Here is a 19,583-nt window from a genome sequence, read left to right on the forward strand (position 1 = left end):
CACTGGAGGCATCGGATCGTCGCACCCGCGCGGACGCCGCGCATGCGCGATCACAGTACTCGCAACGAAGGGAGTCACCGTGAACACCATCAGTCACTGGATCAACGGACAGACAGTCGCAGAATCCGACGGCGCGCGCTTCGGCGACGTCGTGAACCCCGCCACCGGCGTGAACTCCGGCAGGGTGGCACTCGCCTCCGCCGACCGCAGCCGTGAGGCGATCACGGCCGCCGCAGAGGCGTTCCCCGCCTGGCGCGACACGTCGCTCACCAAGCGCACCTCGATCATGTTCAACTTCCGCGAGCTGCTCAACGCCCGCAAGGAGGAGCTCGCGGCGATCATCACCGCCGAGCACGGCAAGGTCCTCTCCGACGCACTGGGCGAGGTGAGCCGCGGGCTCGAGGTCGTCGAGCTGTGCTGCAACATCTCCTACCTCCTCAAGGGCGGCCATTCGGAGAACGCGTCGACCGGCATCGACGTCCACTCCGTCCGCCAGCCCGTCGGCGTCTCCGCCATCATCTCGCCGTTCAACTTCCCCGCGATGGTGCCGCTGTGGTTCTTCCCCGTCGCGATCGCCACGGGCAACACCGTCGTCCTCAAGCCGTCGGAGAAGGATCCGTCCACCGCGAACTGGCTTGCGGAGCTGTGGAAGGAGGCGGGACTCCCGGACGGCGTGTTCAACGTGCTCCACGGCGACAAGGAGGCCGTCGATACGCTGCTGACCGACCCGCAGGTCGACTCCGTGTCCTTCGTCGGCTCCACGCCGATCGCGAAGTACATCTACGAGACGGCGAGCGCGCACGGCAAGCGCGTCCAGGCTCTGGGCGGCGCGAAGAACCACATGCTCGTCCTGCCGGATGCGGACCTCGACATCACGGCCGATTCCGCTGTGAATGCGGGCTACGGCGCCGCCGGTGAGCGCTGCATGGCGATCTCCGTCGTCGTCGCCGTCGATGCGATCGCGGACGAACTCGTCGCGAAGATCGCAGAGCGGACCAGGGGCCTCAAGGTCGGCGACGGCACGCGCGATTCCGACATGGGACCGCTCATCACGGTCGCGCACCGGGACAAGGTCGCGGGCTACATCGACGCCGGCGTGGAATCCGGCGCGGAGCTCGTGCTCGACGGGCGCACCACCAGCCCGAACGCGGACAGCGACGCCGCGTTCCTCAACCCGACGCTGTTCGACCGCGTCACGCCGGACATGTCGATCTACACGGATGAGATCTTCGGACCCGTGCTCGTCGTCGTCCGCGTGCCGTCCTACGAGGAGGGCCTCGCGCTCATCAACGCGAACCCGTACGGCAACGGCACCGCGATCTTCACGAACGACGGCGGTGCGGCACGGAAGTTCGAGAACGAGGTCCAGGTCGGGATGGTCGGCGTCAACGTGCCGATCCCCGTGCCGGTCGCCCACTTCAGCTTCGGCGGATGGAAGAATTCCCTGTTCGGCGACACGCACGCGTACGGCGCGGAGGGCGTGCACTTCTTCACCCGCGGCAAGGTCATCACCAAGCGATGGCTGGACCCCAGCCACGGCGGCATCAACCTCGGGTTCCCCACCAACTCGTGAGCAGCGGCTCCCACGGAGACAAGGATTCGATCATGACCATGACGAACACAGAGCACAACACATCCACAGCAGCGGGTGACATCGGCGCCGAGGCCGCAGCGGCCTCGGCGGCGGGGTCCGCCACTGCGGCCGGTCCGGTGACGGAGGAGATGCTGGCCCGCGGCCGGCGGGCCCATGACCTGGACCGGAAGCACGTCTTCCACTCCTGGCAGGCGCAGGGCCCCTTCAACCCGATGACGATCGTCAGGTCCGAGGGAACGCGGGTCTGGGACGGCGAGGGGCGCGAGCTCCTCGACTTCTCATCCCAGCTGGTCAACACGAACATCGGCCACCAGCACCCGGCCGTCGTCCGTGCGATCCAGGACCAGGCGGCGGACATCTGCACGATCGCGCCGCAGCACGTGAACGACGCCCGGTCCGAGGCCGCCCGCCTCATCGCGGAGATCGCACCCGACGGGCTCGAGCACGTCTTCTTCACGAACGGCGGCGCGGACGCGAACGAGCACGCGATCCGCATGGCGCGCCTCCACACGGGTCGACAGAAGGTGCTGTCCGCCTACCGCAGCTACCACGGCGGCACGAACCTCGCGGTGAACCTCACGGGCGATCCGCGCCGGTTCGCGAACGACAATCCCGGCGACGGCGTCGTCCACTTCATGCCGGCCTACCCGTACCGGTCCTACTTCGGATCGACGACGGAGGCGGAGGAGACGGAGCGGGCGCTGCGCCACCTCGAGGACATGATCACCCTGGAGGGCCCGCAGAGCATCGCGGCACTCCTCCTCGAGACGGTCCCGGGCACGGCGGGGATCTACGCGCCTCCCGCGGGGTACCTCGAAGGGGTCCGGGAGCTCACGGAGCGCCACGGGATCATGTTCATCGCGGACGAGGTGATGGCCGGGTTCGGCCGCACCGGCGAGTGGCTCGCGATCGACCACTGGGGCGTGACGCCGGACCTCATCACCTTCGCGAAGGGCGTCAACTCCGGCTACGTGCCGCTGGGCGGCGTGATCATCTCCGACGAGGTGTACTCCTCGTTCGTCGACCGCCAGTACCCCGGCGGACTCACGTACTCCGGTCATCCCCTGGGGTGCGCCGCGGCCGTCGCGACGATCACGGCGATGCGCGACGAGGGCATGATCGAGAATGCGAAGCGCATGGGCGACGAGGTCATCGGTCCGCGGCTGGAGGAGATCAAGGCGAAGCATCCGTCTGTGGGCGACGTCCGCGGGATGGGCTGCTTCTGGGCCATCGAGCTGGTGAAGAACCGCGAGACGAAGGAGCCGATGGCGCCCTACGGCGGCTCCTCCGACGCGATGAACGCGGTGATGGGTGCGATCAAGGAAGGCGGCGTCCTGCCGTTCGCCAACTTCAACCGCATCCACGTCGTCCCGCCGCTCAACGTGAGCGAAGAGGACGTCCGCACCGCGCTCGACGTCATCGACCGCGCGCTCGATGTGGCGGACGGCTACGTGGAGTGAGCGAGTCGGGTATGGCAGTCGAGCGACCCGCAGGATCACTCGACTGCCATACCCACCCCCGCGGCACGTGCCACCGCGCGCCCCACCGCGAGTGAGTGCAACCTGGTCCAGTTCTCCACGACTCTGGACCAGGTTCTACTCACTGGATCTGAAGCGATCCCAGCTCAGTGCTGGACGCAGCGGCGAGCGCCGTCACACCTCGTCGCGCAGCACGTTCTTCTGGATCTTCCCGGTGCCGCTGCGGGGGAACGCATCCCGGACGACGATGTCCTTGGGCATCTTGTACCGCGCCAAACGACCCTCGCAGAACTCGCGCAGCTCATCGAGGGAGGGCGGTTCGTCGTCGCTGTGCGGCACGACGACCGCAACGGGGACCTCGCCCCACTTGTCGTCCTTGCGGCCGACGACCGCGACCTCGGCGACCTTCGGGTGCCAGGCGAGGACGTTCTCCAGTTCCGCGCAGTAGATGTTCTCGCCGCCGGAGATGATCATGTCCTTCACCCGGTCGACGACATAGACGAAACCTTCGTCGTCCTTCTTGACGAGGTCTCCCGAGTGGAACCACCCCCCGGCGAAGGACTCCCTCGTCGCCGCTTCGTTGTTCCAGAAGCGATCCATGACGCCGGGGCCGCGGTAGACGATCTCCCCCACGTCACCCTGCGGCACATCGTTCATGTGTGCGTCGACCACTCGGATCGACACGTTGCGGTCCGGCAGCCCCACCGACCCGAGCTTGCGCACCGAGTCCTCGTGGTTGAGCGACAGGCCCGAGGCGGTCGTCTCCGTCTGCCCGAACGCGGCCTGCGACATGGCATCCGGGAACGTCTCGCGCAGTGCGGTGAGCAGTGCCTCTGTCGCAGGCGCGGCACCCCAGCTGTAGAAGCGCAGGTCCACGTCACGCGGCGTGCGCCGCTGCTCATCGACGATCAGCTGCCACTGAGCCGGCACCATGAAGGTGCGCGTCACGTGGTGCTCGGCCATGACGTCGAGCAGATGGCCCGCATCGAAGCCGGTCGACGCAGTGATCACGCAGGCCGAACCGTTCGCGATGTTCGTCGTCATGACGTTGAACGCGGCGATGTGGAACATCGGGGAGGCGACGAGGACGGCGTCTCTGCCCGGCACATACGCCCAAGAGGCGGACGAGCGCATCGTGGTGCTCAGGAAGTTCGAGTACGTGAGCACCGCGCCCTTGGGCCTGCCCGTCGTGCCCGACGTGTACATGATCGCCTGGTCGTCATTCTCCGCGCACACCACAGGATCGGGGATCGTCGACTCACCTGTCGGCGCGGCGAGCACCGCGAGGTCGATGACCGGCACCGCGTCCCCGCGCTCGGCCAGCGCGTCGTGGACGGTCGACATCCTGTCCGCATCCGCGATGACGACGGAGGGTTCGCAGTTGCCGACGATGTAGGCGACCTCGCCCGCAGCGAGACGGAAGTTCACCGGCACGATGATCGCGCCCAGGTAGTTGGCTGCGTACGCCGCGACGGGGAACTCGGCGCAGTTGCCCGCCACCACGGCCACCCGATCGCCGCGCTCCACCCCGGCCGCGACCAATCGGGCCGCCGCCTGCTGGATGCGCACCAGGAACTCAGCGAATGTGATCCGCGTGGTGCTGTCGACCATGGCAGTGCGATCGGGCAGCTCGTGGGCATGCCGATACACTCCCGCGATCGGCAGATGGGTGCGTGAGAGTTCGAGCTCTATGTTCACTGATCATCCTCCGATGCTGCTCCGGGTCGGTGTGCTTCCGCGGCCTCCGTGAAGACCCGCTCGCCCAGCGGCCGGAAGTCGATGCTGCCCGGCTCGTACCACTCGTCGAACTCCGCCAGCTCGCCGTCGTCGGTGTAGCCCAGCTCCTCGACGATCGCCGTCCACTTGTCCGCGAGCTCCGTCATCGTGTCCCTGATGTCCTCGGGCAGGCGCCCGTCCGCGATGAGGTCGTCGACCAGCTCCTCCTGCTTCGCGACGAGCATCTCCTCGACTTCCTCGTCCATGGTGGAGAACTCTCCGCCGGCGGCGCTCGAATCTGCGACCGCCTTGTGACCCGCGTCGAGCGTCGCCTGAATGATGCCGTGCATGTGCTCGGCCTCGGCATCGAAGATGATCTGCTGGTATGCCAGCGGGAGGTCCTGGAATCCCGAGCCGGCGACGTGCATGGCGGTCGCTCCGCCCGTCATGCGCTGCTCGGAGAAGTGCGCGACGTGCGGAGCCACTTCGAGCAGACCGGTGGCACCGGCGACCTGAGGCTGGACGAAGGTGCAGTCGACGGTGTTCCGCTGGAGGGCCTCATACGTCTCGCCGTACTCCATCGACACCGGGCTGGCGCCGATCGCGTTCGCCAGCTCCGTGTGCGCGGTGCCCGCGATCCTGATCTGCCGGCCCTTCCAGTCCTCAGCGGTGGTTCCCGGCTTTCCGCAGGCGGTCCAGTAGTCGCCGGAGCTCATGAGCGGCGACAGCGGGACGAGCCCCTGGTCCTCGATGGTCTGCAGGTGCTCATCGCTGTTCCACGCGAGCTCGCTCATCATCGCTGCGGAGATCGCCTCTCCGGTCAGCGGTGCCGGCGTGGAGTACTGGGTGATCTTGCTGAACGCATCGACGGTGGGGAATTCGTCCGGGAAGTAGATCGCTGCGTGATAGGCGATGTCGACGCGACCGTCGTTGAGGGCGTCGACCAGCTCTCCGTACGGCGCGATGGCCTGACCCCACGTCGTCTCGAGCGTGATCTTCCCACCCGAGCGCTCCTCGACGTACTCCCGGAAGGCCAGTCCATTGGCCGCGGTGACCGACTCTGCCGAGGACCCGCCCGGCTGGTACGTGAGCGTCACCGGCTCCAGGTCCGCCAGCGCCGCATCGACGTCCTCCTGCGTTGACCCATAGGCGAATCCGTCTCCGCCGCCCTGCGCCTCGGTTCCGCTCACCGAGCCCGCACATCCCGACACGAGTCCCAAAGCGGCAACCGCCAGAACCGCAGAGACTGACCTCTTCATCGCTCTCAAACCTGAACCCACTTCCTCGTGCGCACGTGATGCATCGGCAGACTGCCGGTCCCTGTGAAATTAACAAACGCTCGTTCAGTCTGTCTAATGCACGGGCGCGCGCGGACTATTGCGGGTGTGCGGTCCGGGCGCGCAGCGCGGCGGGGAGACGACGCGTGTGCGAAGCTGCACCCAGGACGAGTGTTCACAATGCGGGTGAATCGGCGACCTGAGAGCTCGTATGTTGAGCACTCGAAATCGGCGGTGCTCCTCGGCCGCCCTGGGAGGGTGCCCACGCAGAGGCGGCCGGCCGACCGAACGCCGCGCCGCTCTGCCCGCGGCACCTGCGCTCACGTCAGGAAGCCACTCACGCCACGAAGTACCGCAGATTGTCGTCCACCAGTTCGATCGCAGCCTCCGCATCACCCGCTTCCATGAGGTCGACTAGCCCGTGCAGCTGCGCCGCACTCTCCCTGTCGGCCTCCTGCGGTTTCTCCTCGTCGTGCGCGACGCGGCTCTGATCCCTCAGGCGCAACCCGATCGAGGCCGCCTTCTCCCCCAGCCCCCTGCTCAGGACCAGGAAGTGGAACCGGCGGTCGGCGGCGAAGAACGACTTCCGGTCCTCGGCCTCGGCAGCGGTGGTGGCGTCTGTCGCAGCGGCGCGGAGGTCCGCCAGTGTGCCCTCATCCCGCGCCTCGCACAACGCACGCACCGCCGGCCCCGCGAGCAGGAGACGCAGGCGCAGGATCTCGTCGAGATCCGCGTGGGTGACGGGGACCAGCCGGTACCCGCGGTTGGGCACTGCCTCAACCGTGCCGTCCGACACGAGTGACATCATCGCCTCCCGCACCGGGCTCAGGGACATGCCCAGGGTCTTCGCCAGCCCCGCGGCGGAGAAGATGCGGTCCTCGCCGAGGTCCCCCACCGCAATCGCGGAGCGGATCTCCTCGAGCGCTGTCTCTCGCAGCGACATCCTCGTCACCTCCGGTTCGTGAGCAGCTCGTGCGCACCGCTGTGCACCGCCGCACCCATCTCGTGCGCACCCCTTGTGCACCTGTGGTCCAGGTCACTACAGTACAGGTACTCGGTAATCGATTACCGAGTACCCGGATCGCAACGCGGCGATCCGACACCGCGATGCGCCGGAGGTTCCCCCTCATGTCATCCCCCGCCTCGGACCCGCTGCTCACGCCGTTCTCCATCGGCTCCGTCCGCCTGCGCAACAGGGTCGTCTCGACCTCACACGAACCCGCCTACACCGACGGCGGCATGCCCGCAGACCGCTACCGCAGCTACCACGTGGAGAAGGCCCGCGGCGGTGTGGGACTCACGATGATCGGCGGTTCCGCCATCGTCTCCCGCGACTCCCCCGCCGCGTTCGGCAACATCGACCTGAGCACAGACGACGTCGTCCCGTGGTTGCGGAAGCTCACCGACGAGGTACATGACCTCGGCACCAAGGTCATGATCCAGGTGACCCATCTGGGCGCCCGGTCCTCGAACTTCACCGGCGACTGGCTGCCTCTCGTATCTGCGAGCCGGTATCGCGAGCCCGCCCACCGCGCCTTCGCGAAGGAGGCCGAGGACTGGGACATCGACCGCATCATCGCCGACTACGCGGAGGCGGCGCGGCGGGTGGCCGACGGCGGCCTGGACGGCCTCGAACTGCAGCACTGGGGCCACCTCATGGACTCCTTCGTCTCCCCGTGGCTCAACCACCGCGAAGACGAGTACGGCGGACCGCTCGAGAACCGCCTGCGCTTCCCCCTGCGCCTCCTCGACGCGGTGCGAGCCGCGGTGCCGGACGACTTCGTCGTGGGCGTGCGGATGAGCATGGACCAGCTGCGAGAGGACGGGCTGGACAGCGACGACGCGATCGCGATCCTCCAGCGCTACATCGAGCACGGCGTCGAGTTCGTCTCCATCACCGGCGGGCGCATCGAGAGCGACCGCGCCCTCGCGGAGTCGATCCCCGGCATGGGCACCCCCTCGGCTCCCTTCCTCGAACTCTGCCGCACGGTGCGAGCTGCGGTGTCCATCCCGGTCCTCCACGCCACCCGCATCGCGGACGTCCCCACGGCGCGCCACGCGGTGGACGACGGGTGCGTCGACCTCATCGGCATGACCCGCGCGCAGATCGCGGATCCGTACCTCGTGGAGAAGATGGCTGCCGGGGAGGAGGACGACATCCGCCCCTGCGTGGGAGCGAACGCCTGCCTCGACGCGATCTACGTGTCCGGCTCCGCCCACTGCATCCACAATCCCGCGACTGGGAGGGAGGAGACGCTGCCGCAGCGGATCCGCACCCTGGGACTCGCACGGCGCTCGCGGCGCGTCGTCATCGTCGGAGCCGGCCCCGCCGGGCTCGAGGCCGCCCGGGTGTGCGCGATGCGCGGGCATGACGTCACGCTGCTGGAGGCCTCCGATCGCCACGGCGGTCAGGTCGCGATCGCCGCCCGGTCCGAACGTCGCCGCGACCTCATCGGCATCGTCGACTGGCGGCTGCAGCAGGTGCGCAAGAACGGTGCGGACGTGCGGTTCAACGTGCTCGCGGACGAGGACACCGTCATGGAGCTGGAACCGGACGTGGTCATCGTCGCGACCGGCGGCGTGCCGAACACAGAGATCTGCGAGGGAGAGGAGCACGTGCTCGATGTCTGGGACGTCATGACGTCCCCGGTCGTCGCCGGTCAGCGGGTGCTCGTCTACGACGACAACGGCTCCTACCCGGCCCTCGACGCGGTCGAACGGCTGGCACGCGGCGGCGCCGAGGTCGTCTACGCATCGCCGGAGCGCACCATCGCGGTGGAGGTCGGGGCGATGAACTCCCCCGCGTATCTGCGCATGATGGCCGAGCACGGCGTGCAGTCGCGCCTGACGGAACGACTCATCGCGGTCGAGGAGACCGACGACGGGCTGCGCGCCACCCTGAGGAATGAGTACGCGGACACGGGCACCACCGTCGACGTCGACGCGGTGGTCGTCGACAACGGGACCCTCCCCAACGACGAGCTCTACCTGGCGCTGAGGGAGGGCTCCCTCAACGGCGGGGCGATCGACTACGACGCGTTCGTCGATCCGCTGGGCACCCTGCGCGCGCAGGCGAGCACGGAGGTCACGGCGGCAGCGGAGGCCCAGGCCGAAGAGAAGGTCCTCGTCGGGGCCGGCTCCGGCGGACCTGCCGGCGAAGGCCCCAGGCCGGGGACCGAAGCGGCCGGTCGCATCCGCCCTGCTGCCGATGCGTCCTCGCACACCGGGGTGAGTCTGCTGCGCCCAGGGATCGCCCCGGACGCGGCGGGGTACGAACTGTTCCGAATCGGCGATGCGACGACCAGCCGCAGCGTCCACGCGGCGGTCCTCGACGCGCTCCGCCTGTCGCTGCTGATCTGAGGGGTGGCGGAGCTGGTGTCCAGAACCCTCACACGTCCAGCAGCCCCCGGACGTCGTCGGCCGTGAGCGCGCGGGAGAACGCTCCCTCCCGGATTCCGTCGCCGTCGTCCCACAGCGCATCCGTCAGGGCGGTCTTGCGCTGCTGGAGGTCGACCACCTTCTCCTCGGTCGTGCCTGCCGCGACCATGCGGTAGACCATGACGGAGGAGTCCTGGCCGATCCGGTGCACGCGGTCGATCGCCTGCTCCTCCGCGGCAGGGTTCCACCAGGGATCCATGAGGAAGACGTAGTCCGCTTCAGTGAGGGTGACGCCGAAGCCGCCCGCCTTGAGGCTCAGCAGGAACACCCCCGCCTCCCCCTCCCGGAAGCCCCGGATCACGTCGTCACGCCGTCTCGTCGTCCCATCCAGGCGGGAGTATGCGACACCGCGCTCCGTGAGCGCTTCCCCGATCCGGTCGAGGAACGACGTGAACTGGCTGAACACCAGCACCCGGTGCCGCTCCCCGAGCACACGCTCGAGGTCCTCCATCAGCGCGTGGAGCTTCGAGGACATGACGCCCGCGTACTGACCGTCATCGACGATCGATGGGTCCAGCGCGAGCATCCTCAGCAGTGTGAGTGAGCGGAAGACGATGAAGCGGCCGCGATCCATCCCGGGTTCGCGCACGTCGTCCAGCAGCCCCAGGACCTTCTTGCGCTCCCGCTGCAGCACCGCGTCGTACACCTTCCGGTGCTCGGGCAGCAGCTGCACGGTGCGCACCTGCTCCTGCTTGGGCGGCAGCTCCTCGACCACCTGCTCCTTCGTCCGGCGCAGCACGAACGGGCGGATCCTGCGCTTGATCAGCGCGAGCCGGTGCGGTGCGGTGCCGTTCCCGATCGGCTTGGTGAAGTTCTCCCGGAACGCGACGGGCGACGGGAACAGTCCCGGTGCCGTGAGCGACAGCAGCGCCCACAGGTCATCGAGCGAGTTCTCCACCGGTGTCCCTGTGATCGCCAGGCGGAAAGGTGCACGGACACGGACGAGCGCGTCATAGACCTGCGTCGAGCGGTTCTTCGCGAACTGCGCCTCGTCGATGATGAGTCCGGTCCAGGGCAGCTCGGCGTAGTCGTCGGCGTCCAGCCGCAGCCGTGCGTACGAGGTCACGACGACGTCGGCGCCCCGCACCTCGTCCGCGAGCATCGTCTTCCGCGCCGTGCGGGTCGCTTCGATCACCCTGACGTCCAGTCCCGGTGCGAACCGGGCTGCTTCCCCCTTCCACACACCCACGACCGAGGCCGGAGCCACGACGAGGAACGGGGCACGTGATTCGTCCGCCTCACGCGCCCGCACGATGAGGGCGAGCGCCTGGACCGTCTTGCCGAGCCCCATGTCGTCGGCGAGGATGCCGCCCAGTCCGAGGTCGTAGAGGAGACTCAGCCACGTGTACCCCTCGACCTGGTATCCGCGCAGCCGGGCGGCGAGGCCGGCGGGCGGATCGGGCTGCGGGATCTCCGCAAGGTCGCGCAGGGCGCCCACCGTCTGCCGCCAGGCGATGGCCTCGGCAGACGAATCCGCGGCGTCGACGAAGTCCTCCCACAGGCTCACCTGGAAACGGGAGATCTTCGGTGCACGGGGGTCCCACTCCCCCAGCTCCTCGGCGCGGGAGATGAGCTCCTTGAGCCGGTCGAAGGCTGGGTGGTCGAGTGCGAGGAAGGACCGGTCCGGCAGCAAGATCTTCTTCCTCCCCTGCGCCAGAGCTCGGAAGAGCGTGGCGAATGGGATCGTGCGCCCGGCAACCTTCACCTCGAAGCCCAGATCGAACCAGTCCCGCGACTCCGTCTCCTCGCTGGTCACCCGAACGGTGGGCGGCTCCGTCAGCTCGCGATAGTCCGGCCGGACGCCGCTCACCTCGACGCGGACGCAGTCCAGCTCCTCGAGACGCGGCAGCACCCGAACGGTGAATGCGGCGGTGTCCACGCCAATCAGGTCCTCCCGCTCCGCAGTGCCAGCACCGGGCCAGAGCGCGGCCACACGGTCACGGACCACTGCCTCGGCGGCGGTGTCCCGGCCAGCAGTGGTAACGGGGACGATCGGGTACTCCCGGCGAGGCCCGGAGTAGGCCCAGGACCAGTGGAGCTCCGCCTCGTCACCCTCACCGAAGACCACGAGCAGTGCGAGTCGCGGAGGCTGCACCTCTGGCAGCTCGACTGTCTCATCGGTGCTGGTGACAGGCGCGACCGAGCGGAGGACCGGGAAGAACTCATGTGTGAACTCCTCCGCGTCCTGGGCGTCCACGATCAACGGTTCGTGCCTGCGCATGAGGTCGACCTCGTGGGCCGGGATGGGGCGGTCGACGGGCGCGAGCACCAATTCCAGGTCCGCGCCGGGGTTCGTCAGCTCTCCGTGCAGGCCCGCGAAGCCGTGAGTGCCCACCAGGCTGAATGCGCTGACGGGTCGGTCATCGATCGCCAGCTCCGGTTCGACGTGGATCCGGTTGCGGGCGTCACGGCGAAGGTCGAACCGCTTGATCGCAGAGTCTCCCCTGGTGACGCGGGTGACGAGCCCGCCGCCCACCAGCGCGACACCGGCGGAGGTGAGGCGATCGAGCAGTGTCCACAGGAGTGGGCTGGGGTAGCGGTCCAGACGGAGCACGCCGGCATCGCCCGGGTTCAGGTTGCGGTCATCGCGGGAGAGCCTGTTGATCTGGTCGAGGAGCGCGCGCACCGGAGCATCGGGGCCGCGGCCGTGCTGGGCGAAGGACCGCCACGTGAGGCCTCCGCGGCGGAAGGTCCCGGGCCGTGCACCCTCCTCGAGCGGCCGGACACCGACGAACCACGGGTCGCCGGCCTCGAGCCGGGCTCGGTCGAGCGCTTCCAGGGTGGAGGAGTAGAACCATCCGCGCGCGTCGTCGGCGAAGAGCTCGAACGACAGGGCATAGCGGGTGACCGGCTCATCATGGGTCGCAGCGCGGTTGAGGGGCGCCAGCAGGCGCTTCCATTCGGGTTCGCGCATCAGGTCGCCGACCGCACCCGCTCCACCAGGCGCTCCAGCGCCGCGCCGACGATGACAGGGTCCTCCAGCGGCGGGGTGTGGCCGACGGACTGGTCCACGACGACACGCGCTGCGGGGAACACGTCCCGCCACGCCGCCGCGTCGTCCGGGGAGCGCTTGGGGTCGAGGCCGCCGTGCAGCACCTCGACCGGCAGGCGCGGAAAGGTCCCGCGCGTGCGGAGATCGGTCGCCGCCTGATCGGCCAGGACCTCGGCCGCAGGCGCTCCACCCACACGGCGGGCGTAGGCGACCATCGCGTCGATCCACTCCTCCGGGCTGCCGTGGGGGACATTGCGCCGGGCATGGCGGATGAGCACCTCGTCCGGCACCGGGTCAGCGAGCTCGTCGAGCATGTCCGCGACGGTCGCGTGCCCGCGCATATCCGGCCCCGAATCGATGAGGAGGAGCCCCTGCACCTGCTCCGGGAAGGCGAAGGCCGCGGTCGCCGCGATCGCCCCTCCCGTCGAGTGGCCGACCAGCACGCACGGGTCACCACCGGCGAGTCCCACCGCGTGCGCCGCGGCGTTGAGGAGGGTGCACGGCTGGGCGTTCTCCATCCAGGCCGCGCCGACCGCGCCGCTCCCCAGCGGCACGGGCACATCCGCGAACATGTCCGGGCTCACGTGGGTGCCCGGGATGAAGACGGTGACGAGGTCGTCTGCGGTCACGGCTCGATCAGGATCCCGTCTTCGTCCGCCCACAGCGTCTTCCCGGGCGTGAACGTCACGCCGCCGAACTCGACCGGCACGTCCTGCTCACCGACTCCGTCCTTCGCGGACTTCCGCGGGTTGGATCCGAGCGCCTTGATCCCGAGGTCGAGCTCCTGCAGCGCCGTCCGGTCCCGGACGGCGCCGTGGATGACGACGCCGGCCCAGCCGTTCTCCACCGCCGAGGCCGCGATCAGGTCTCCCATGAGCGCGGACTCGAGCGAGCCTCTGCCGTCGATGACCAGCACCGCGCCGTCGCCCGGTGTCGCGAGCAGCGACTTCACGAGGGCATTGTCGCGGAAGCACCGGATGGTCCGGATGGGGCCGGCGAAGGCCCGTCGTGCGCCCAGATCCTGGAACTGCAGAGCGCACGAATCGAGCGCATCGCCCCGCTCGTCGAACAGGTCTGCCGTGCTGATGCTCTGCTCGTTCTCCATCCATCCAGGGTACCGATCAGCCGCGCGATGAGGTGACCCCGGTCATGCTCATGCATGGAATCATGGAGGGGAGAGGTCCTGTCCACGCCCCGTGTCCGCCGCACACTTGATAGTTTAGTTTTTAACTATATGATCAGTGGAGAAGCGCTACCCAGGAGGCTGCTGTGAGCAACGTCGAAGCCCATCCCGCCGAGGTCCTGTGCCGGAGTGAGGGTCTGCCCGGCCCGGATTCCGCCTGTGCCGACGGTGTCCCCGTCGAGCTGATCACCTCTCGTGAGGTCCCACTGGGAGGCCCGCGCGCCATGCTGGTGCGCAGGACACTGCCCCAGCGGCAGCGCTCGCTGATCGGCGCGTGGTGCTTCGTCGACCACTTCGGTCCCACCGATGTCCGCGACACGGGCGGCATGGACGTCGCCCCGCACCCCCACACCGGGCTGCAGACGGTGAGCTGGCTGTTCGAGGGGGCTGTCGCGCACATCGACTCCGGCGGCGGCGTGGGCACCGTGGTGCCCGGCGAGATCAACCTCATGACCGCAAGCACGGGCATCTGCCATTCGGAGACATCGACAGATGAGACGACGATGCTCCACGGCGTGCAGCTGTGGCTCGCGCTGCCGGATGCCGTCCGGAACACCCTGGGGCGGGACTTCGAGCACTTCGAACCGCAGCCGGTCACGCTGGACGGCGGCACCGCACTCGTCTTCATCGGCTCGCTGCTGGGCGAGGAATCGCCGGTCAGCGTCTATTCACCGCTGGTCGGAGCGGAGATCCGCCTGGATCCCGGGACGGTGCTCGATCTGCCGGTCGATGCGGCATTCGAGCACGGGCTGCTCGTGGACTCCGGTGACGTCACGCTCGAGGGCGTCGAGATCACGCCCGGCACCCTCGGATACACGGGGATCGGCAGCGAACGCCTGCGGATCGCGAACACCGGGAGCACCCCCGCACGGCTCATCTTCATCGGCGGGGAGCCGTTCGGTGAGGAGATCGTCATGTGGTGGAACTTCATCGGCCGCGACTCGGATGAGATCGCGCTCTACCGCGAGCAGTGGCAGGCGGAGGACGACAGGTTCGGGCAGGTCGAGGGCTATGTGGGCCACGGCGGGCCCGGCCGCGATCCGGACGGCCGCTCACGCCTGCCCGCCCCCGCCCTTCCGAACGTGCGCATGCGCGCTCGGAGGAACCCACCGCCCCACGTCCAGTCGACCGACTGACGCGGACACGAGGCTCGGCGGACCAGTACTCATCCACCACCCACCTCCCGATCGCACAAGGAGCGGAACATGACTGACAAGCAGCTCACAGACAAGACCGGCGCAGCCGTCTCGGTGACGTTCGACGGACAGCGGCGCGCGTACGCCCTCACCCTCGACACCGGCGAGGTGGCGGGGCGGACCTTCTTCACACCGGCCTCGGCTACTGAGGGACCCGGCGGAGCCGAGGAGTGGATCTTCTTCCACACCGAGGTCGACGAAGCACTCGGCGGCCGCGGGCTGGGTGGAATCCTTGTCGGCCAGGCGATGGCGGATGTCGCGGAGCGCGGCGTGACCGTCGTGCCTCTGTGCCCGTTCGTGAAGGGCTGGCTCGAGAAGAACGAGGAGTCGTACGCCCAGCAGGGCGGGAAGCTCCGGACTCCCGTGCACGCCGACGTCGATGCTGCGCGTGCTGCGGCGCAGGGGGAATGAGAGTGACGACTGCGCAGAATTCGGCGACGGGCACGGACGCGACGGCTGACGGGACAGCCCCGAAGCGCCGGCCCTTCATCGACAAGGAGCATCCGTCCGTCCAGAAGGCGCTGGTGAAGGCGTCGACGGCCTCGCGCACCGCCTCGCACGGGGTGGGAATGGGCGATGACACGATCGAGCTCATCAACATGCGCGTGTCCCAGATCAACGGGTGCCTCACGTGCCTGAGCCTGCACGCTCCACGTGCGCGCGACGCCGGTGTGACGCAGCAGCAGCTGGACCTCCTGCCGGCATGGCGCGACGCGATGACGATGTATTCGGGTGCGCAGCGGGCCGCGCTCCTGATCGCGGAGTCCCTCACGGTCATCGACACGAGCCAGGATCGGGATGCGGTCGTCGCGCAGGCGGCGCAGCACCTCTCGACGGAGCAGATCGCCGCAGTGGAATGGACCGCGGTCATGATCAACGCGTTCAACCGCGTCTCGATCGCGAGCGGCCACCCGGCACTCTCCGCGAAGGGGTGACGGCGGGGGGCTGACCGGGAGGGCGGACTGGCAGGGCTCGGAGCGCGATCCTCAGAAGTCAGTCACGTGGCCGCACCAGTCCGGCCGCCGCCTCCCGCAGCGCCCGCGCGGAGCCTCACCCCTCGGAGAACAGCGCCTTCTCCACCGCATCGGAGATGTGCCCGGAGCCCACGAGCCCCAGGCCGCCGTCGACCGTGTACTGGGACCCCGTGACGTACGCGCCAAGGGGTCCAGAGAGCACCGCGGCCATCGCGCCGATCTCCTCCGTCTGGGCGTAGCGCCCCAGCGGTACCGCACGCTTCCACAGGTCATCGCCGGTCGGGCCCGCCAGGCGAGCCATGCCCTCGGTGCCCTCCACCGGGCCCGGCACCAGGGAGTTCGAGCGGATGCCGTGCCCGCCCCACTCGACCGCCAGATCCTTCATGAGCATCTCGATGCCGGCCTTCGCGGCGCCCACGTGCGCCTGGTACTTCGTCGCCTTGAACGCCTGGCTGGCAGAGATGAACAGGATCGAGCCCCGAGTCTTCTGCAGGGACGGGAAGGTGGCCCTCGCCGCGTGGTACGCGCCCATGAGGTCGATGTCCACGACGGTGCGGAACGCGTTGGCGCTCATCTCCTCCGCCTTCGCGAAGAAGTTCCCCGCCGCACCGGCCACGGTGATGCTGATGTCGCCCAGCTCTGAGACCGCATGGTCGACGGATGCCTGGAGCGCCTCGGGATCGCGCACGTCCGCAGCCTTGTAGGTGACCTTCGCACCCATGCCGCGCAGCTCCTCGGCGGCGCCGGCCAGTCGTTCCTCTGTGCGGCCGCAGATCGCGATCGCCGCACCGCAGCGGGCGAAGGCCCTGGCGATGCCCAGATTGATCCCCGAACCGCCGCCGGTGATGAACGCGACGTGCCCCTCGAGCATCGTGGGAGACAGGTGTCCGATCGGATCGTGGTCTGATGTCTTTGCCGCTGCTGGTGTGCCGGTCATGGTCGTCCTTCCGCAGTGTCCGTCAGGTGCGGCGCCTCACCCTCCGGCCACGTCACCGGTCAGCGCGGTGCTGCGAGCCTCACCGCTCCACGCGGCTTCGCGCGGCATCGGTGAGGGCGCCCAGCACCACGGTGCGCACCTGCTGCTCCACATACTCGTCGACGGAGAGTCCCCGTGCATGGAAGTACCAGTGCTTGAGAGCCCACGTGTGTGCGAGCACCAGGAGGTCGTAGGCGAAGAGCTCCGGCGGCACCTCGCGCAGGTCGCCGGAATCGGCGGCTCCGCGCACCGCGTCGACCAGCGGACCCAGGGTCTCGAGCTCCTGTCGCTGGATGTCCGCCAGGCCCTCGCGGCTCAGCGACCGCGATTCCCGGTAGGTCAGCACGACCGCATGGCGGTGGTCGTCGACCGCGCGGCAGAACTCGGCGAACGCCTCGGTCACCCGGACGACCGGATCGTCGATCCCCTCGATGGCCTGCGGTACGCGATCGCGGAAGGCTCCCAGCACGCGGGTGATGGCCGCGAGCAGGATCTGCTCCTTGTCGGAGAAGTACTTGTAGAGGAGACCCACGCTCACGCCCGCGGACTTCGCGACGAACTCGCTGGACTCGAAGGCGCACGTACGCAAGACCGCCGGCCGATGCGCGCCCTCGCGCGGACCCGAGCACGTCCAGCAGCGCTGACCCGCAGCGCACCACACAGGGGGTGTCTCACCGCGACGGTGAGACACCCCCTGTGTGGTGAGGACCGGTCAGTCGGAGTCGAGGCGGCAGAGGCCGGGAAACGTATCATCGTTTCCACGCGGCCGCGTTGATGCAATATAACAGTATATAACAGTCTCTAATGCAGTTGCGGAGGGCTTATGACGGTCACGATTCCTCCCCCGCCGGGGAACCAGTACCGGCGATCTCCGTTCACGCCGACGTTCGGGTCCACGCCGCCAGCGCTGGTGGGCCGGCAGCAGGAGGTCGATGACTTCGCGTATGCGTTGGATAACGGGCCTGGTTCGAAAGGCCGCGCCACGTTCGTGACTGGGCAGCGTGGCGTGGGTAAGTCCGTGATGTTGAACGTGTACCACGACATCGCAGCCTCACGGGGGTGGACGAGTGTTCACACCCCTGCGTCGAAGGGCTTTTCCCGGCAGCTGACCGAGGCGCGGCTGCCGGAAGTCCTCGAACAGCTGGATACAGCCCACCTGTCGAGGTCGAAGATGGTTGGGGCGAACGTGTCCATGCTGGGCTTCGGCGGTGGGTTTACGAACCGTACGGAATCGACGAACACGTTGGTGCCGGATTTCCGGCACCAACTCATGCGCACCCTCGACATCTTGTCGGAGAACGAGACAGGGCTGTTGATCACACTGGACGAGGTGCATCGGTCGCAGTTGGACGAGATACACGAGATCACCGATGCCATTTCGTATGCGTTCGCGCAGGATGCCCCGGTTGCGTTCGTCGGAGCCGGATTGGTCAAGTCCCTTGGAGTGGTGTAGCGGTTGGATCCCTCGTTGAGGGGTCTCAGGCGCTGAGTTCGAATGGGATGTCGGGGTCGGTGCTCACCTCGCCTCCGGTGGTCTCGACGGACGTGAGTCGGCAGCGGGCCAGGACCTCGAGTCCGAGGTACCGACGGCCTTCGGCCCACTCATCGGTCTGCTCAGCCAGGACCGCTCCGACCAGCCGCACGATCGCGGCTCGGTTGGGGAAGATCCCCACGGCGTCGGTGCGGCGACGGATCTCACGGTTGAGCCTCTCTGCGGGGTTGTTCGACCAGATCTGGGCCCAGACGTCCTTCGGGAACGTAGTGAAGGCCAGGATGTCCGCTCGCGCCGCGTCGAGGTGCTCGGCGACCTGCGGCAGCTTCTCGACCACGTAGTCCAGGAGCCGGTCGAACTGGGCATCCACAGCCGCGGCGTCGGGCTGGTCGTACACGCTGTGCAGCATCGCCTTCACAGCTGGCCACATGGACTTCGGGGTGATGCCCATCAGGTTCGCCGCGTAGTGGGTCCGGCAGCGCTGCCAGACCGCGCCGGGCAGGTTCGCAGCGATCGCGTCTTTCAGTCCCGCGTGGGCATCACTGGTGACGAGACGCACCCCGGCCAGCCCGCGGGCGCCGAGGTCGGCTAAGAACTCGTTCCACGCCGCCCCGGTCTCGCTGGTGGCAACCCGCAGGCCGAGGACCTCGCGGTGGCCGTCACCGTTGACGCCGGTGGCCAGCAGTGCGACGGCGTTGACCACGCGTCCGTTCTCGCGGACCTTCATCGTCAGCGCGTCAGCGGCGACGAACGTGAACGGGCCGGCCTCGTCCAAGGGGCGGTGGCGGAACGCCTCGACCTGCTCATCGAGATCAGTCGCCATCCTCGAGACCTGGGACTTCGACAAGGCGTTGATCCCGAGGGTCTTGACGAGCTTGTCCATCCGCCGCGTGGAGACCCCGGCGAGGTAGCAGTCCGCGACGACCGTGATCAGCGCCGATTCGGCCCGCTTGCGGCGCTCGAGCAGCCATTCCGGGAAGTACGTGCCTTGTCGTAGTTTCGGGACGGCCACGTCGATCGTGCCGACCCGGGTGTCGAGGTCACGGTGACGGTAGCCGTTACGCCTGGCCGTGCGGTCCGGGGAGGGCTTGCCCCACTCGGCACCGACGACGGCATCCGCGTCGGCGGACAGCAGGGTGTTGATCATGGTCTGCAGCAGGCTCCGCATCATGTCTGGAGATGCTTCGGACAGGGCTTCACCGAGAAGGCCTGCAGGGTCGATAATGTGAGGAGCGGTCATCGTGATGACTCCTATTCGAGGATTCTT

Annotated in this window: 16 protein-coding genes; 7 read left to right on the plus strand and 9 right to left on the minus strand. The window is 68.4% G+C overall.

Translation table 11 applies throughout. The annotated features are described in order from the left end of the window. Positions 1–79: 79 nt before the first annotated feature. Both BSP109_RS08010 and BSP109_RS08015 read left to right on the plus strand, forming a co-directional pair. The gene (locus BSP109_RS08010) at positions 80–1,573 is read left to right on the plus strand and encodes a CoA-acylating methylmalonate-semialdehyde dehydrogenase (RefSeq protein WP_101599955.1); all 1,494 of its coding nucleotides are present in this window, start codon (positions 80–82) and stop codon (positions 1,571–1,573) included. 38 nt (positions 1,574–1,611) lie between these two features. Further along, a complete protein-coding gene (locus BSP109_RS08015) occupies positions 1,612–3,054 on the plus strand; it encodes an aspartate aminotransferase family protein (RefSeq protein WP_101599975.1) in 1,443 nt (480 codons plus the stop codon). A gap of 192 nt (positions 3,055–3,246) precedes the next feature. On the opposite strand, the gene BSP109_RS08020 is transcribed toward BSP109_RS08015, so the two are convergent. From BSP109_RS08020 to BSP109_RS08030, 3 genes are all read right to left on the minus strand, one after another. Then, positions 3,247–4,770 carry an AMP-binding protein gene (locus BSP109_RS08020; protein WP_219618515.1) on the minus strand — a complete coding sequence of 508 codons (1,524 nt, stop codon included), beginning with the start codon at positions 4,768–4,770 and terminating at the stop codon, positions 3,247–3,249. Then, positions 4,767–5,978, minus strand: coding sequence for a TRAP transporter substrate-binding protein DctP (gene dctP, locus BSP109_RS08025; protein ID WP_180959652.1), 1,212 nt, complete (start codon positions 5,976–5,978; stop codon positions 4,767–4,769). Before dctP ends, BSP109_RS08020 begins: the two co-directional genes overlap by 4 nt. A gap of 424 nt (positions 5,979–6,402) precedes the next feature. Then, positions 6,403–7,008 carry a GntR family transcriptional regulator gene (locus tag BSP109_RS08030; RefSeq protein WP_101599957.1) on the minus strand — a complete coding sequence of 202 codons (606 nt, stop codon included), beginning with the start codon at positions 7,006–7,008 and terminating at the stop codon, positions 6,403–6,405. 185 nt (positions 7,009–7,193) lie between these two features. Between BSP109_RS08030 and BSP109_RS08035 the strand changes: the two genes are divergently transcribed. Next, positions 7,194–9,425: an FAD-dependent oxidoreductase gene (locus tag BSP109_RS08035; protein WP_101599958.1), complete on the plus strand. Its 2,232-nt coding sequence runs from the start codon at positions 7,194–7,196 to the stop codon at positions 9,423–9,425. Positions 9,426–9,453: 28 nt separating this feature from the next. On the opposite strand, the gene BSP109_RS08040 is transcribed toward BSP109_RS08035, so the two are convergent. From BSP109_RS08040 to rraA, 3 genes are read right to left on the minus strand one after another with little or no spacing between them, the layout of a single operon-like run. Further along, positions 9,454–12,417 (minus strand): DEAD/DEAH box helicase, encoded by a 2,964-nt coding sequence (locus tag BSP109_RS08040; protein ID WP_101599959.1) that lies wholly within the window; start codon positions 12,415–12,417, stop codon positions 9,454–9,456. Next, positions 12,417–13,124, minus strand: coding sequence for an alpha/beta fold hydrolase (locus BSP109_RS08045; RefSeq protein ID WP_101599960.1), 708 nt, complete (start codon positions 13,122–13,124; stop codon positions 12,417–12,419). The genes BSP109_RS08040 and BSP109_RS08045 overlap by 1 nt, the downstream gene beginning before the upstream one ends. After that, a complete protein-coding gene (rraA, locus tag BSP109_RS08050; protein ID WP_101599961.1) occupies positions 13,121–13,600 on the minus strand; it encodes a ribonuclease E activity regulator RraA in 480 nt (159 codons plus the stop codon). Before rraA ends, BSP109_RS08045 begins: the two co-directional genes overlap by 4 nt. Positions 13,601–13,764: 164 nt before the next feature. On the opposite strand from rraA, the gene BSP109_RS08055 reads away from it, so the two are divergent. The 3 genes from BSP109_RS08055 (at position 13,765) to BSP109_RS08065 (ending at position 15,809) form a co-directional block, all read left to right on the plus strand. Beyond that, positions 13,765–14,814: a pirin family protein gene (locus BSP109_RS08055; protein ID WP_101599962.1), complete on the plus strand. Its 1,050-nt coding sequence runs from the start codon at positions 13,765–13,767 to the stop codon at positions 14,812–14,814. Between the two features lie 69 nt (positions 14,815–14,883). Then, positions 14,884–15,285, plus strand: coding sequence for a GNAT family N-acetyltransferase (locus BSP109_RS08060; RefSeq protein WP_101599963.1), 402 nt, complete (start codon positions 14,884–14,886; stop codon positions 15,283–15,285). Between the two features lie 2 nt (positions 15,286–15,287). Beyond that, positions 15,288–15,809: a carboxymuconolactone decarboxylase family protein gene (locus BSP109_RS08065; RefSeq protein ID WP_257944601.1), complete on the plus strand. Its 522-nt coding sequence runs from the start codon at positions 15,288–15,290 to the stop codon at positions 15,807–15,809. A 115-nt stretch (positions 15,810–15,924) separates the two neighbouring features. Here the strand turns inward: BSP109_RS08065 and BSP109_RS08070 are convergent, their stop codons facing one another. Together BSP109_RS08070 and BSP109_RS08075 are read right to left on the minus strand one after the other, a co-directional pair. Then, positions 15,925–16,785: an SDR family oxidoreductase gene (locus BSP109_RS08070; RefSeq protein ID WP_101599965.1), complete on the minus strand. Its 861-nt coding sequence runs from the start codon at positions 16,783–16,785 to the stop codon at positions 15,925–15,927. A 79-nt stretch (positions 16,786–16,864) separates the two neighbouring features. Next, the gene (locus BSP109_RS08075; RefSeq protein WP_180959653.1) at positions 16,865–17,413 is read right to left on the minus strand and encodes a TetR/AcrR family transcriptional regulator; all 549 of its coding nucleotides are present in this window, start codon (positions 17,411–17,413) and stop codon (positions 16,865–16,867) included. A gap of 234 nt (positions 17,414–17,647) precedes the next feature. Here BSP109_RS08075 and BSP109_RS08080 point away from each other — a divergent pair, with 234 nt between their 5' ends. After that, positions 17,648–18,277 (plus strand): ATP-binding protein, encoded by a 630-nt coding sequence (locus BSP109_RS08080; RefSeq protein WP_257944602.1) that lies wholly within the window; start codon positions 17,648–17,650, stop codon positions 18,275–18,277. 25 nt (positions 18,278–18,302) lie between these two features. Here BSP109_RS08080 and BSP109_RS08085 read toward each other — a convergent pair whose 3' ends face one another. Continuing rightward, positions 18,303–19,556 (minus strand): IS256 family transposase, encoded by a 1,254-nt coding sequence (locus BSP109_RS08085; RefSeq protein ID WP_101599967.1) that lies wholly within the window; start codon positions 19,554–19,556, stop codon positions 18,303–18,305. Positions 19,557–19,583 lie beyond the last annotated feature (27 nt).

Origin of the sequence: Brevibacterium sp. Mu109 (assembly GCF_900169375.1) — a bacterium.
Taxonomy (GTDB): Bacteria; Actinomycetota; Actinomycetes; order Actinomycetales; family Brevibacteriaceae; genus Brevibacterium; species Brevibacterium yomogidense_A.